This window comes from Paenarthrobacter sp. YJN-5, from assembly GCF_015040095.1.
Taxonomy (GTDB): domain Bacteria; phylum Actinomycetota; class Actinomycetes; order Actinomycetales; family Micrococcaceae; genus Arthrobacter; species Arthrobacter ureafaciens.
In genome coordinates, this window is sequence record NZ_CP053544.1 from 3,258,761 (window position 1) to 3,273,058 (window position 14,298).

At 64.1% G+C, this 14,298-nt stretch carries 13 protein-coding genes; 7 read left to right on the forward strand and 6 right to left on the reverse strand.

The features are described 5' to 3' along the window. Nucleotides 1–93: 93 nt before the first annotated feature. Nucleotides 94–996: a mycothiol conjugate amidase Mca gene (gene mca, locus HMI59_RS15205; protein ID WP_062095700.1), complete on the reverse strand. Its 903-nt coding sequence runs from the start codon at nt 994–996 to the stop codon at nt 94–96. A 74-nt stretch (nt 997–1,070) separates the two neighbouring features. On the opposite strand from mca, the gene HMI59_RS15210 reads away from it, so the two are divergent. The 3 genes from HMI59_RS15210 to HMI59_RS15220 all read left to right on the forward strand — a co-directional run bounded on the left by HMI59_RS15210 (nt 1,071) and on the right by HMI59_RS15220 (nt 3,677). Continuing rightward, nucleotides 1,071–1,529: a DUF4307 domain-containing protein gene (locus HMI59_RS15210; protein ID WP_193591761.1), complete on the forward strand. Its 459-nt coding sequence runs from the start codon at nt 1,071–1,073 to the stop codon at nt 1,527–1,529. A gap of 152 nt (nt 1,530–1,681) precedes the next feature. Beyond that, nucleotides 1,682–2,176 (forward strand): transcription elongation factor GreA, encoded by a 495-nt coding sequence (gene greA, locus HMI59_RS15215; protein ID WP_021471507.1) that lies wholly within the window; start codon nt 1,682–1,684, stop codon nt 2,174–2,176. Between the two features lie 430 nt (nt 2,177–2,606). Beyond that, a complete protein-coding gene (locus HMI59_RS15220; RefSeq protein WP_193591762.1) occupies nt 2,607–3,677 on the forward strand; it encodes an IS110 family transposase in 1,071 nt (356 codons plus the stop codon). A 38-nt stretch (nt 3,678–3,715) separates the two neighbouring features. Here the strand turns inward: HMI59_RS15220 and HMI59_RS15225 are convergent, their stop codons facing one another. The 4 genes from HMI59_RS15225 to HMI59_RS15240 all read right to left on the reverse strand — a co-directional run bounded on the left by HMI59_RS15225 (nt 3,716) and on the right by HMI59_RS15240 (nt 7,901). Then, nucleotides 3,716–4,354, reverse strand: a complete 639-nt coding sequence (locus HMI59_RS15225; RefSeq protein ID WP_021471508.1) for a rhomboid family intramembrane serine protease — start codon at nt 4,352–4,354, stop codon at nt 3,716–3,718. A gap of 9 nt (nt 4,355–4,363) precedes the next feature. Beyond that, nucleotides 4,364–5,602, reverse strand: a complete 1,239-nt coding sequence (ilvA, locus tag HMI59_RS15230; protein ID WP_062095695.1) for a threonine ammonia-lyase — start codon at nt 5,600–5,602, stop codon at nt 4,364–4,366. 3 nt (nt 5,603–5,605) lie between these two features. Then, nucleotides 5,606–6,886, reverse strand: a complete 1,281-nt coding sequence (locus HMI59_RS15235) for an AI-2E family transporter (protein ID WP_193591763.1) — start codon at nt 6,884–6,886, stop codon at nt 5,606–5,608. A gap of 64 nt (nt 6,887–6,950) precedes the next feature. Further along, entirely contained in the window at nt 6,951–7,901 is a 951-nt protein-coding gene (locus HMI59_RS15240) for an aldose 1-epimerase family protein (RefSeq protein WP_193591764.1), read from the reverse strand. A 94-nt stretch (nt 7,902–7,995) separates the two neighbouring features. Between HMI59_RS15240 and galT the strand changes: the two genes are divergently transcribed. The 3 genes from galT to HMI59_RS15255 are packed head-to-tail and all read left to right on the forward strand — an operon-like array spanning nt 7,996 to nt 11,582. Continuing rightward, entirely contained in the window at nt 7,996–9,144 is a 1,149-nt protein-coding gene (gene galT, locus HMI59_RS15245; protein ID WP_370583508.1) for a galactose-1-phosphate uridylyltransferase, read from the forward strand. After that, nucleotides 9,141–10,301 carry a galactokinase gene (gene galK / locus HMI59_RS15250; protein WP_193591766.1) on the forward strand — a complete coding sequence of 387 codons (1,161 nt, stop codon included), beginning with the start codon at nt 9,141–9,143 and terminating at the stop codon, nt 10,299–10,301. Before galT ends, galK begins: the two co-directional genes overlap by 4 nt. Before the next feature lie 42 nt (nt 10,302–10,343). Further along, nucleotides 10,344–11,582, forward strand: coding sequence for an acetyl-CoA C-acetyltransferase (locus HMI59_RS15255; protein ID WP_193591767.1), 1,239 nt, complete (start codon nt 10,344–10,346; stop codon nt 11,580–11,582). Between the two features lie 114 nt (nt 11,583–11,696). Here the strand turns inward: HMI59_RS15255 and HMI59_RS15260 are convergent, their stop codons facing one another. Then, the gene (locus HMI59_RS15260; RefSeq protein WP_021471515.1) at nt 11,697–12,620 is read right to left on the reverse strand and encodes a Bax inhibitor-1/YccA family protein; all 924 of its coding nucleotides are present in this window, start codon (nt 12,618–12,620) and stop codon (nt 11,697–11,699) included. 391 nt (nt 12,621–13,011) lie between these two features. On the opposite strand from HMI59_RS15260, the gene HMI59_RS15265 reads away from it, so the two are divergent. Further along, nucleotides 13,012–14,289 (forward strand): branched-chain amino acid ABC transporter permease, encoded by a 1,278-nt coding sequence (locus HMI59_RS15265; protein WP_021471516.1) that lies wholly within the window; start codon nt 13,012–13,014, stop codon nt 14,287–14,289. Nucleotides 14,290–14,298: the final 9 nt, after the last annotated feature.

The window sequence follows — 14,298 nt, forward strand, 5'->3', positions numbered from 1 at the left end:
CTTCTATGGGAGTTGATGCATACCGGTCCGGGCGGAACTGGAAGCCTGGGGGCGTCCGGGCAACTTCTACAAACGATAGAAAGCCGGCTCTCCCTATCTTATCCCCGCGAAGAGATCCTTTTCCGGCAGTTCCGATTCCACCTTTGACTGGATGAGGGTGTAGTCCTCCCACGGCCACACCGTACGTTGGAAGTCCGAAGACACCGCGAAGAAGAAACCCACGGGGTCGATCTGGGTCTTGTGGGCCTTCAGTGCCTCATCCCGCTTCCCGAAGAAGTCCCCGCAGTCGATCTGGGTGGTGGTCTGATGGGCCGCGGCCGGCGGAGTGTGGCCTTCGGCGTCGGCTTCCAACCACGCTGCGAGCCTTTCCGCGTACGGCGACTGCAGGCCGGCCTCTTCCAAAGCGAAGTGCAGGGCGCGGAAACGCTCGGGACTGAAAGCGCGATCGTAGTACAGCTTGCTTGGCTGCCACGGTTCGCCGATGCCTGGATACCTGGCGGGGTCGCCTGCTGCTTCGAAGGCCTCAACTGCGACCTTGTGGGCCATGATGTGGTCCGGGTGGGGGTACCCGCCGTTCTCGTCGTAGCTGATGATCACGTGCGGCTTGAAGTCCCGGACCAACCGGACCAATGGCGCAGTGGCCCGCTCCAGCGGCTGCAACGCGAAGCATCCCGGAGGAAGCGCGGGAAGCGGATCGCCTTCGGGCAGCCCGGAGTCGACAAAACCGAGCCACCGTTGGCGGATGCCCAGGACGGCGGCCGCGTTGGCCATTTCCAGCCGGCGTGCCCCTGCCATATCCCGCTTGGGATGCGGAGCGTCCTCCATGGCGGGGTTCTGGATATCACCGCGTGAGCCGTCCGTGCACGTGGCTACCATGACCTCGACGCCGTTGGCGGCATACATTGCCATGGTCGCCGCACCTTTGCTGGACTCATCGTCCGGGTGTGCGTGGACGGCGAGCAACCGAAGCTGCTCCGAAGTGCTGGACGCGGTCACGGGACGGCTCCTCTTCCATGGTGTTGCGATGCAGGCTGTGCCGGCGGTGCCGGGATCGGCACTAAACTGGATGGGTGACTTCTGAGGATCCATCGGCCACCGAATTTCCGGCAAGCAACAGCCTAGCCAATCGCTACGGCGGTCAAAAGCGCGGCCTGAGCCGGAAGGCCAAGCGAAACATCGTCATTGGCGCCCTGGTTGTGAGCATCGGCTTCGCCGCCTACGTGGCCACCGGATCCGCTACTGCCCCTGTGACGTTCAAGGACATCGGCTACAGCACCGTGGACGGGACGCAGGCCGAGGTGGACTACCAGGTCAGCAAGTCCCCTTCAGCAACGGCCAAGTGTGCCATCAAGGCCATGGATTCCAAGTTCGCCGTGGTGGGTTGGAAGGTCGTTGAAATTGGTCCCAACAATCCGGAGCAGGATGCGGACGGCGGGCGGACCACTGCCCAGCGGACGGTCCTGGCCACGGAATCCCCGGCAGTCTCCGGCGTAGTGGACAACTGCTGGATCGTGGATAGCGGTAAATAACAAGAATGTGACCCGTGACGCAACCAGTTTGGGTTCATCCAAAGGATTTACTACAATGGATGAAACCTTCAACCCCGTTAAGTTGGTTACTGAGTTTCACGAGTGGCCACCTCGGCGGGGTCTTTGCTTTGTCAGATCAAAAGGAGAAATCCGTGTCTACCACCAACAGCGCCACAGCAGCTTGGCTTACCCAGGAAGCTTTCGACCGCTTGAAGGCTGAGCTGGACCACCTTTCCGGCGCTGGCCGGGCGGAAATCGTCCAGAAGATCGAAGCCGCACGCCAAGAAGGCGACCTTAAGGAAAACGGCGGCTACCACGCAGCCAAGGAAGAGCAGGGCAAGATCGAAGCCCGCATCCGCCAGCTCACGGTGCTCCTGCGCGACGCCCAGGTCGGCGAGGCTCCCGCAGACGACGGAATCGTCGAGCCCGGCATGCTGGTTGTCGCCAAGATCGCCGGTGACGAAGAGCGGTTCCTGCTCGGTTCCCGCGAAATCGCCGGCGACTCCGATATTGACGTCTTCAGCGAGAAGTCCCCGCTGGGCGCCGCCATCATCGGCCACAAGGAAGGCGACAAGCTGAGCTACACCGCCCCCAACGGCAAGGAAATCACGGTGGAGATCGTTTCCGCCAAGCCGTACTCGGCCTAAAGTACCAAACGCTTAAAGCACGACGCCGGTCCTCCCTTTGCGTGGGAGGGCCGGCGTTTTGCGTCCCCGACTCCCCCCAACCAGGTCGCATTAGTGCGCGTTTTCAGCGTTCAAAACGCTGTGAGGATTGGGGTGGCTGGTCTGGGATTGGCTGGCAGAGTAGGTGCAGGTCGTTCCACCCCGCGGTCGTGACTCACAAAACGCTTGGCCCCCTGTCTTGGGTGTGCCTTTAGTGCGACTTGTCCGTCTGCGGGGTGGGCGGCCGGTACCTGCCCGGCCCACCTCGGTGACTTGATCAGAAGATTGTCCGCCCCCGGCGCGGGGGCGTGACTCGTCACAGTGCTGTTCCGAAGTGACCTCTACCCGGACTGGTACCGGCCCGTAACGGCCCTGACCATGTCCGCGAAATGAGGAAAGTGCCAGAACCGCTATGACTATCGTTGCGTATTCCCACCCGTTTGTCGTCGGCGTCGACACCCACGCCAGGAAACATGTGTATTCCATCCTTGCCGCGCCAAGCGGCGAACGGATCGACACCCGGGATTTCCCGGCCACCGGGGCCGGGATCGACCGTGCCATTGCCTGGGTAGCGCGCTTGACCGGGGCCGATCCGGCCACTTTGTGGGTGATCGAGGGCGCGGCTTCTTATGGTGCGGTGCTGGCCGGGGCTGTCGCAGCTGCCGGCTACCAGGTCGCCGAAGCCGCCCGCATGGATGCCAAGACACGTCGCGGGATCGGTAAGTCCGATCCGTTGGACGCGCACCGGATCGCTTCAACAGTCCTTTCCCTGGAAGAGGACAAGCTGCGCCGGCCACGGTTGAACGAAGGGGTCCGCGCAGCCCTGCGGGTCCTGGTCAGTGCACGTCAGTCAATGACCACCGACCGGACCAGGACCGTGAACGCGTTGACCGCGCTGCTGCGGGTCAACGATTTGGGTGCCGATGCCCGTAAGCCCTTGACCGGGACCCAGATCCTGGAGATCTCCAGATGGCGTGCCCGTGAAGAACCCCTTGCCCTGTCGGTGGCCCGCTCCGAAGCCGTCAGGCTCGCCAAGCGCATCAACGACCTTGACGCGGACATCAAAACCAACGGCAACCGGATCACCGAACTCGTCGAGATCAGCGAAGCCGCGCCCCTGCTACAAGAACCCGGCTTCGGACCAGTCACCGCAGCCATTTGTCTCACCGCATGGTCCCATCGCGGACGGGTACGTTCCGAGGCTGCATTCGCCTCCCTGGCCGGGGCCAACCCCATTCCCGCTTCATCCGGAAATACCGTCCGCCACAGGCTCAACCGCGGAGGCGACCGGACCCTGAACAAAGCCCTCCACATGGCTGCCCGGAGCAGGATGGCGTTCGATCCGGAAACCATCAACTACACAGCAAAACGTGAAGCAGAAGGCCGTACCAAAAAGGAGATCCGCCGGTGCGTCAAACGCTACCTCGCCCGACGGATCTACCGCACACTCAACGCCAACAGCCCCATGCCATCGTTCCGTTGACAACCATAGAAGAGTCGCACAGCTGCGACTCAGTTGGGTCAGACGGGGAAGCGGGAGCTGCTGCTTGGAGTGTCCCGGGGCTTGGGGCGAAGGAGGATGGCAGCAACGACGCCGCCGATCGCGCCGCCAAGGTGTGCCTGCCAGGAGATGAAACCCATGACAGTGGGCAACACTCCGAAGAGGATGCCGCCGTACGCCATGAACAGCACAATGGACAGCAGGATCTGCCACCAGTTGCGGTTGAAGAACCCGCGGACCAACAGGAACGCGAACAGGCCGAACACCAGGCCGGACGCGCCCACTGTGACGCTTCCCCCGCCAATCAGCCACACGGTCAGGCCCGAACCCAGCCAGCTGAAGGCCAAGGCAGTGATAAAAACACGCAGGCCGGCCAGGAACACCAGGAACCCGAAGATCAGCAAGGGCAGGGTGTTGGACAACAGGTGGTTAAGGTTGGCGTGCAGCAAAGGAAACGTCAGGATGTCCAGGACGCCGTCAAAGGTGCGGGACCGCAGGCCGAAAGTGCGGTTCAGTCCATGCAGCATCAGGGTGTTCACGAACTCGATGGCGTAGAGCAGTGCCACGAAGCCGCCCATGAACAGCAGGCCGCCCCTGGCCCTGGCCGCCAGCGACTCCCGGGTCTCTGCACTGGATCCGTCAGGTCTTCCAAGCACCATGGCGCCCCCTTAGTGCACCACGATCGGCTGGAAGCCCTCGGCCCGTAGCGCGCCAAGGACCTGTTCGCCGTGTTCGTGTCCCTTGGTTTCCAGGTTGATGGTGATGGACACATCGCCCATGCTGATCGAGCCGCCCAGGCGGGTGTGGTCCAGCCCGGTGACGTTGGCGTCGTTTTCGGCGATGATCCGGGCGATAGTGGCCAGCGAGCCGGGACGGTCGTCAAGCATCATCCGGACGGTCATGAACCTTCCGGCCGCGGACAAGCCGCGCTGGATGACTTTCAGCATCAGCATGGGATCGATGTTGCCGCCGGAAAGTACGACGGCGGTGTTCCCCGGGTTTTCGATCTTGCCGTCCAGCAGTGCGGCTACGCCCACGGCACCGGCAGGTTCCACAACCATCTTGGCGCGTTCGAGCAGGAAGATCAGTGCCCGGGCCAGGGAGTCCTCGCTGACAGTCACTACATCGTCCACCAACTCGCGGATGATGCTGAACGGCAACTGTCCCGGCCGTCCCACGGCAATGCCGTCCGCCATGGTGGAAACCTTCTTCAGCGGCACCAAGGCATCGGCGGCCAGGGACGGCGGATAGGCGGCAGCGTTCTCCGCCTGCACACCAATGACGCGGATTTCCCGGCCGAGCTCCTTGGCTTTCGCCTTGATGGCCACGGCTACGCCGGCCAGCAGTCCGCCACCGCCGACGCCCATGAGAACAGTGTCAACGTTGGGGATCTGCTCCAGGATCTCCAGGCCGATGGTGCCCTGTCCCGCTACGACGTCCACGTTGTCGAAAGGATGGACGAAGACCGCTCCGGTCTCGTTGGCGTAGCGTTCGGCTTCGGCGAGTGCCTCGTCCACGTTGTGGCCGTGCAGCACCACCTCTGCGCCGTGGCTTCGCGTGGCGGCCAGCTTGGGCAGTGCCACGCCCAACGGCATGTAGATCCGGGCTTTGATTCCAAGGCTTTTGGCAGCAACAGCAACGCCTTGGGCATGGTTACCGGCCGAGGCCGCAACCACGCCGCGCTTTTTCTCCTCCTCGGACAAACGTGCCATCCGGACATAGGCGCCGCGGACCTTGAACGATCCTGCGCGCTGGAGGTTTTCACACTTGAAGAAGACGTTCCCGCCCACGAGGCTTCCCAAGGCACGGGACGACTCCACGGGAGTCTTGGTAATAATGCCCTCGAGCAGCTCCTGCGCCTTAAGGACATCGTCCAGGGTGACGGGCAGGGTTTCGAGGGTATTCACTGACTATTCTCCTTTTGTGGTGTCGGCTCCGGGTCGCTCCTCGGGGATGCTTCCTGAAGCCCTGGCCTTGCTTTCGGTACCGGTGGCGCCGCGTGATTGAACTACGGGCAACTCCACGTCCTTGAAGTTGGAGTCACCGTCCGGTCCCGGCGAACCTTCAGCCGTTGGAGCTCCCACGGCACCCGGTCCCCCATCATGTTCCCACGATCGGCCGGCAATGTACCGAACGGCCGTGTTTACTACGGCGAGGATGGGGACTGCGAAGAGCGCTCCGGGAATGCCTGCGAGGTAGGAACCAGCAGCGACGGTGAGGATGACGGCCACCGGATGCAGTGCCACGGCCTTGCCCATGACCAGGGGCTGGAGGATGTGGCTTTCCAGCTGCTGGACCAGCAGGACGATCGCCAACATGATCAGGGCGTTGACCGGACCGTTGGCCACCAGGGCAAGCAGCACGGCGATGGCACCGGTAACCAGGGCACCGACCACGGGGATGAATGAACCGATGAAAACCAGTACGGCCAAGGGCAGCGCCAGCGGTACCTGGATGATGGCGGCACCGACGCCGATGCCCACGGCGTCAACGAAGGCGACGAACATCTGGATGCGTACGTAGTTGACCATCGAGGTCCAACCGCGCCGGCCGGCTCCGTCAGTGGCAGCACGGGCCTTCTTCGGCAGGAGCCGGACCAGGAAAGCCCAGATCCGCTGGCCCTCGAGGAGGAAGAAGATCAGGATGAACAGCGCCAGGACCAGGCCTGCGGCGAAATGCCCGGCGGTGCTGCCGAAGGACAGGGCACCGCTGAGGATGCTGCTGCTGTTGTTCTGCAGGGCGTTGGCGGCATCGGCAATGTACTGGTCGATCTGGTCCGCGGTCAGGTGCAGCGGTCCGTCAGCAAGCCATGTCTGGATCTGTTGGATGCCGGCGAGCGCTTCCTGCCACAATTCCCCGAATCCGGAAACAAGCTGGCGGCCCACCAAAGCGAGCGAACCGGAGATCAACCCAATGAAGCCGAGGACCGTAATGGCCACAGCCAGGCCGTTGGGTACCTTCCGATTGCGGAGCCACACCACCACCGGGTACAGCAGACCCGCCAGGAGCGAGGCCACCATGACGGGAATGATGAGGAAGCTGACCTTGCCGAGCAACCACACCAGGATGCCGATCATGACCAGGATCAGGCCTACCCGCCATGACCAGGCTGCTGCTATGCGCACGCCGTACGGGATATCTTCGGCAATTTGGCGGTCACTACGGGTTTTGGCGTCCGGTGTTGGCGTCATGAACCCATAATTCCGTAGCCCGGGCCGTATGGGAAACTGAGCGGCCCGGACGCGGAAAGTCCTGCTAAAGCGCCGCCGTGATTCCCCAGGACATGGTGAACGAACCGCCCGGCGGCAGCCAGCGCAGCCCGTCTCCGCTGTTGAAGGCGTTGGCAGGACCGGTCATGGGCTCCATGGCCACTGACTTGGGACGTCCAGGGTACTTGTCGGTCACGAAGACGTGGACGTATCCGGCGCTCTGGTCATGGACCAGGCTGACGCTGCGTCCGTCCGGTGCCGTCAACGTGTGCCGCGCGATGCCGCCGTCGAACTCCAGGTCCGTGTAGGAGGCGTCGATGTCCAACCCACCAACGGTCCGGCCTGCCGAAAGGTCGAACTCCCCGTCCACCGCAGCTGCGCTGCGGGGTATCAGCCGATCGTCGGCGACCAAGCGCGTACCGGCTTTGACGGTGAGGGTGAGGTCCTCGCTCGCAACCTCGCCGATCCGGAGATAGGGGTGGGCGCCGAGGACGAAGGGGGCGTCCGCCGTCGAGTCGTTCACCAGGGTTTGCCGGACGCGAAGGTCCATGTCCGCGTCCAGTTCGTAACAGACGCGGTGCCGTACCAGGAACGGGTACCCGTGCTGTGGGAAGACGGTGGCTTCGAGCGTGACGGAGGATTCAGATTCGTCCACCAGGGCGTACCCGGTGTTCCTGAGCAGTCCGTGGCTGGCGTTGTTGCGGGCGACTTCGGTGATGTCCAGCTGCTGCTTCTCGCCGTCGAGGTACCACGCACCGTCCTCGATGCGGTTTGCCCACGGTGCGAGCGTGATTCCCGTGCCGCCCGGCGGGATGTCCGCGTCGCCGTACGTTTCGGTCAGGTGCACGCCCGCCCGCGCATAGAGCCGCAGTCCGGCAGCCAACTCGGTAACGACGGCGACGGCGTCACCTCGCCGGAGTTCGAACTGGCGGCCGGTGGCGTACCGGCGGGGTGCGGTTTCGGGAGTGGTTGCTGGGGGCGCGGAAGAATCGGGCATGGCAATACCGTACTCGTCCGGCCCGCACCATCGACCGATGTTAAGTTTTGTTAGTAATTATGCGTTTTTGATCGATTGTGGAATCATGGTCCATATGAGCCGTCGCGTTACCAGCACCCGCCTCTCGGACAACCGCGAGTTGATCTACTTCGATGACCCTGAAACCCCCTCGCGCCCGCCAGGGGCTTTGGTGGACCACCGCAACCTCCCGCCCCGCGGGGAACCCGGCGAAGTCCGGTTTGACGCGTTGTCCGGAGAATGGGTGGCCATCGCGGCCCACCGGCAAAGCCGCACCCATCTGCCGCCGGCCGATCAATGTCCCATTTGCCCCACCACGGCGGCGAATCCGTCGGAGATCCCGGCACCTGATTACGACGTCGTGGTGTTCGAGAACCGCTTCCCGTCCCTGGGACCGGTTGCGGGCGACATCCCTCCGGCGCCTGCGGTCGGAGGCCACGGACTCAAGGGACCGGCATTGGGCCGCTGCGAGGTGGTCGCCTTCACCCCGCAGCACACCGGATCCTTCGCAGAGCTGGGGGAAACCCGCGCCCGGACCGTCATCGAAGCCTGGGCTCAACGGACTGAAGCCCTCAGCGCCCTGCCCGGCGTCAAACAGGTGTTCCCGTTCGAGAACCGTGGCGCGGACATCGGGGTGACGCTCCACCACCCCCACGGCCAGATCTACGCCTACCCGTACGTGACGCCGCGGGCAGCGAACCTGGGTGCGGTCGCCCGCCGCTACTATGACGACGTCGGTGCGAAAGAAACGCTGGCGGCATCCCTTCTGCGGGCGGAAAGGGAGGACGGCAGCCGCATGGTCCTCGAAGGCAAGCACTTCAGTGCCTATGTTCCCTTCGCGGCGCGGTGGCCCCTCGAAGTGCACCTTGTCCCCCACCGCCATGTGGCCGACCTGGCGGGCCTCAAGGGTGAGGAAAAGGAAGAGCTGGCCCACGTCTACCTTGACCTCCTCAAGCGCCTGGATGCCCTCTACCCAACGCCCATGCCCTACATCTCAGCGTGGCACCAAGCCCCGCTGGACCCGGTGCTCCGGCCGTCCGGACAGCTGCACCTCCAACTGACCTCACCGCGGCGGGCGGCGGATAAGCTGAAGTACCTTGCCGGATCGGAGGCCGCCATGGGCGCATTCATCAACGACACCACCCCGGAGGCAGTGGCTGACCGACTGCGCAGCGTTGCCGTGGCACCAGTCTCCGCCAAGACCATGGAGGACTCCCCCGCATGACCACCAGCACCGACGTCTTCGCCCTGACCGCGGCGTTCCATGAAGCATTCGGAACAGCCCCGGACGGCGTCTGGCAAGCACCGGGGAGGGTCAACCTCATCGGGGAACACACCGACTACAACGAGGGCTTCGTCCTGCCGTTCGCCATCGATAAGACAGCCAAGGTCGCTGTGCGGGTCCGCGACGATTCAACGGTCCGCTTGCTGTCCACCTTCGGCGGGCACGGGTTGGTCGAAGCCAGCCTTGACGGCCTTGAACCCGGTTCCGGGGAAGGGTGGTCGCGCTACCCCTTGGGCGTCGCCTGGGCACTGAAGGAACGCGGGGTCAGCGTCCCCGGCTTCGAACTCCTGCTGGACTCGGACGTTCCCCTCGGCGCCGGCTTGTCCTCCTCGCATGCGATCGAGTGCGCCGTCATCACCGCCCTCAATGAGCTCACCGGAGCCAACCTTGCGGCCGAAGAACTGGTTCTCGCTACGCAGCGGGCCGAAAACATCTTTGTGGGCGCCCCCACAGGCATCATGGACCAGTCCGCTTCGCTCCGCGGCGCCAAGGGACAGGCCGTGTTCCTTGACTGCAGGGACCAGCACGTGGAACTCGTTCCGTTCGACGCCGAGGCTTCCGGACTGGTTCTCCTGGTGATCGACACGAAGGTCTCGCACTCCCACGCGGACGGCGGATATGCCTCCCGGAGGGCTTCCTGTGAGCTCGGCGCCCAGGTACTGGGAGTCACGGCGCTACGGGATGTTGGCGTTGAAGACCTGGAAGCGGCCTCCGGGCTGCTGGATGAGGTGACCATGCGGCGGGTCCGGCATGTGGTGACGGAAAACGACCGGGTGCTGCAAACGGTGGAATTGCTTGGTGCGCAAGGACCGGCCAGCATCGGGCCGCTGCTGGATGCGAGCCATACGTCCATGCGGGACGACTTCGAAATTTCTTGCCCGGAACTCGATCTTGCGGTGGACACCGCCCGTGCCAACGGGGCCATCGGGGCCCGTATGACCGGCGGCGGCTTCGGCGGCTCGGCCATCGCCCTGACACCGGTGGGTGAGGAACACAAGGTGCGCGACGCCGTCGTGCGTTCCTTCGCCGAAGCCGGCTACACCGCACCGGACATCTTCACTGTGACGCCGGCCGAAGGGGCTTTTCGTCTCGCCTAGGCGCCTGCGGCCCGGCCCGCACCGCGGGCGTAAGCTGGGGCAATGACTGAGGCTGTGATTGTTTCCACCGCCAGGAGCCCCATCGGGCGGGCCTTCAAGGGCTCCCTGAAGGACGAGCGCCCGGACGATCTTGCCACCGCCATGGTGGAAGCTGCCCTGGCCAAGCTGCCCGGATTCGATCCCGGAGCCGAGGATGGCCGTGGCTTGGACGATCTCCTGCTGGGCTGCGCCGAACCGAGCGGCGAGGCCGGCTCCAACATGGCCCGCGTCGTCGGTGTCCTCGCCGGGCTTGACCATGTTCCGGGCGCCACCATCAACCGCTTCTGCGCGTCCAGCCTACAGACCCTGCGGATGGCCTTCCATGCCATCAAGGCCGGCGAAGCGCACGCGATCGTGTCCGCAGGCGTAGAAGCTGTATCCCGTTACCGGGACTGGGCCGGGGCCGGGGAAACGGACGCAGCCAACCACAACCCGGCCTTTGAATCTGCCGCCCAGCGGACCGCCGCCCGCGCGGCGTCGAACATTCCGTGGACCGACCCCCGCCTCGGCGGACGGCTGCCTGACGTGTACATCTCCATGGGCCAAACGGCCGAGAACGTGGCGACGTCGTACGGCATCAGCAGGGCCGAACAGGACGAATGGGGCGTGCTGAGCCAGAACCGGGCAGAGGCTGCCATCGCTTCGGGCTTTTACGCCCGCGAAATCACTCCGTACACCCGCAAGGACGGATCAGTGGTGGATCGCGACGATTCGCCCCGGCCCGGCGTGACGCTGGAGGCGGTCTCGGCCCTGCAACCGGCCTTCCGGACCGAGGGCACAGTGACCGCGGGCAATGCGTGCCCGCTGAATGACGGCGCCGCGGCCATGGTGGTCATGAGCGATGCCAGGGCCCGCGAGTTGGAACTTGAACCCCTGGCGCGGGTGGTCTCCACTGGCGTCAGCGCACTCTCCCCCGAACTCATGGGCATGGGCCCCGTTGAATCCACGCGCCGCGCGCTGGCCACAGCCGGACTCGCCATGGCGGACATCGACCTGGTGGAACTCAATGAAGCCTTCGCAGTGCAGGTGATCGCGAGCGCGAGGGAGCTCGGCATCGATCCGGAAAAGCTCAACGTCCACGGCGGAGCCATTGCCTTGGGCCACCCCTTCGGCATGACCGGGGCCCGGATGGCTACCACCCTGATCAACGGCCTGCAGGAACGCGACAAAACCCTGGGCCTGGCCACACTGTGCGTGGGCGGCGGACAAGGAATGGCCGTGGTGCTGGAACGCCTGCGCTAGGCCCGAGGAGCTGGCTCCCGGCCCCCGGGCGCCGTCAGGCCGGCCCTCAGCCGCGTGCTGGTACAACAATGCCCCCGAAGACTCTTCGGGGGCATTGCGTTGCTTGGGTCCGGGCTAGTCGTCGCCGCGCAGGATTGCCAGGAGGCGGATGATTTCGACGTACAGCCACACCAGGGTGACCGTCAGGCCGAAGGCAGCCGTCCAGGAGTAGCGTTCCGGAGCGCCTGCACGAACGCCCTCCTCGATGCTGGTGAAGTCCATGATCAAGGAGAAGGCTGCAAGGCCGATCGCAAGGATGCCGATGAAGACGCCCAGCGGAATGCCGAAGATTTCAACGCTGGTGCGCAGGCCGAACGGCTCCTGCACGGCGCCGGTCCACATCATCACCAGGTTGATCAGGGCGAATACTGCGTAGCCGATGGTGGCGATCATGAAGAAGCGGACCATCTTGGGGGTCGCACGGACCTTGCCGCTCTTGAAGAGGGCGAGGGTCACGCCGAAGACGGCCAAGGTGCCGATGACTGCCTGCAGGCCAACGCCCGGGTACATGGCGTCAAGGAAGCGGGTAAGACCACCCAGGAAGAGACCTTCGAGGCCGGCATACGCGAGGATCAGCGCGGGCGAAGGCTGCTTCTTGAAGGTGTTGACCAAGGCCAGGACGAAACCGCCCAGGGCGCCGACGATCATGAGCATGGTGGCCATGGCCGGTGCCACGAAGAGCGTGACTCCGGCACCAAGCACCAGGACAACAAGGCACATGACGGTCTTCATGATGACGTCGTCGTACGTCATCCGTCCGGTGTCGGCCGGGCCTGCCGCAGGCTGGTTGTACATCTGCTGCAGTTGCTCGTTGGTCATGTTCTGCTGCTGCGCAGACCAAGCGGCGTGGCCGTCCATGACCTGGCTCGGAGCACGTCCGGGGGCCTGGTTGAACTGCTGACCGTAGGGGTTGCCATACGGATTCTGCGGTACAGGCGGGGCCTGCTTCGCTCCACGGAAATTCTTTCCGTTGAAGATCGGGTTTCCGCCAAGGGCCATTGCGGGTGTCCTCCTGAGAAAGGGCTAAGTGATAATTTACGGTACCAATTACCACGACCGGACGGCAGGGATAGTTCCCTGCCGTCCCCAGCCGCAACCGAAACGTGATCCGCACCCTTGTTGCCCGTGGCGGCACAGTTGTTATCCGATCGCGATCTTCGCGCGCCTGACGTGGACCTTTTTTCAATCCCACCGGGCGGTAACATAGGCCACACACGGGTGACTTGGATCACATTCGAGGCAACTAGGTATGACCGTTTTCCGAGCCCCCTAACCGTTCGCACCGGCCGCAATGGCGCAGCCGGGACCACCCCCACTGTGGAGGTTTTCCATTTTGAGAAGCACACTGCGCGACCCGTCTACCAGACGGTCCAGAGGACTGCAGAGATCCGTGGGGGCGTTCTTTGCCGCCCTCATTGCCGTTCTGCTGATCGCCGCCCCCGCGGCGCAGGCAACTACCCCTTCGCCTTCGCCGTCAGCCACCAATTTCCAAAACAGCATCAGCGGCTTCCTCCGCGATGACAGCCGGAATCCACTGTCGGGCGTCAAAATCAAGGCAACCGGCAACGGATTCGAAGGCGAGGCCACCTCAAGCGAGAACGGATCCTGGCGCATCGGTGTTCCGGTCCAGGGCACCTACAAGGTGGAACTGGACGAATCCACCCTTCCGGACGGCATCAAGCTCGCGGACGGCCAAGAGAATCCCCGCGATGTCACCTTTAGCCAGACGTCCAATCTGTCCGTGATCTTCGCCTTCGGCGAAGGCATCGTGGTCCAGCAACAGGACTTCGGACAAAACCTGCTCAACCGCCTTGTGGCGGGCTTGAGCTTCGGCCTCCTGCTTGCCTTGGCGTCCGTGGGGCTCTCCCTGATCTTCGGTACCACGGGCCTGACCAACTTCGCCCACGGCGAGATGGTGACCCTGGGCGCCGTGCTCGTGTTCCTTTTCAATGGACTCGGATTCCCCTTCTGGCTCGCCATCCTCCTGGCGCTGCTGGGCGGCGGCCTCTTCGGTTACGCCCAGGACGCGGGCCTCTGGCGTCCTCTGCGGCGCCGCGGTACGGGCCTCGTTCCCATGATGATCGTGAGCATCGGCCTGGCATTGGCCGTCCGCTACGTCATCCAGTTCTTCTTCGGCGGCGCCACGCAGCAGCTGCCCGGGGCACAGAGCGCGGAGATCCAGATCGGCCCCGTCTCCATTTCCCCCAACAACCTGTGGTCCCTCATCATCAGCGCCGTGGTCATTGCCGTGATCGGAATCGTCCTTTTGAAGACGAGGCTCGGCAAGGCAACCCGTGCTGTCGCTGACAACCCGGCACTGGCCGCCGCCTCGGGCATCGACGTCGACTCCGTCATCCGCATCGTGTGGGTAACGGGCGGCATCCTCGCCTCCCTGGGCGGTATCCTGTGGGCCTACTACCGCCCCGGCGTCACGTTCGACATGGGCTCGCAGATCCTGCTACTCATCTTCGCCGGCGTTACCCTCGGTGGCCTTGGAACCGTCTTCGGAGCCCTGATCGGTTCCATCGTGGTGGGAATCTTCGTGGAGCTGACAACAGTGTTCGGCCTTCCCGCCGACCTCAAGTACGTTGGCGCCCTGTTCATCATGATCGTTGTCCTTTTGTTCCGACCGCAGGGCATCCTCGGCCGGCGTGAGCGTGTGGGTTAGGAGCGGGCC

Excerpts from the sequence above, each read along its gene's own strand:
- HMI59_RS15220 (WP_193591762.1), top strand. The coding sequence starts at position 2,607 with ATGACTATCGTTGCGTATTCCCACCCGTTTGTCGTCGGCGTCGACACC.
- HMI59_RS15225 (WP_021471508.1), bottom strand. The coding sequence starts at position 4,354 with ATGGTGCTTGGAAGACCTGACGGATCCAGTGCAGAGACCCGGGAGTCG.
- HMI59_RS15235 (WP_193591763.1), bottom strand. The coding sequence starts at position 6,886 with ATGACGCCAACACCGGACGCCAAAACCCGTAGTGACCGCCAAATTGCC.
- HMI59_RS15240 (WP_193591764.1), bottom strand. The coding sequence starts at position 7,901 with ATGCCCGATTCTTCCGCGCCCCCAGCAACCACTCCCGAAACCGCACCC.
- galT (WP_370583508.1), top strand. The coding sequence starts at position 7,996 with ATGAGCCGTCGCGTTACCAGCACCCGCCTCTCGGACAACCGCGAGTTG.
- galK (WP_193591766.1), top strand. The coding sequence starts at position 9,141 with ATGACCACCAGCACCGACGTCTTCGCCCTGACCGCGGCGTTCCATGAA.
- HMI59_RS15255 (WP_193591767.1), top strand. The coding sequence starts at position 10,344 with ATGACTGAGGCTGTGATTGTTTCCACCGCCAGGAGCCCCATCGGGCGG.
- HMI59_RS15260 (WP_021471515.1), bottom strand. The coding sequence starts at position 12,620 with ATGGCCCTTGGCGGAAACCCGATCTTCAACGGAAAGAATTTCCGTGGA.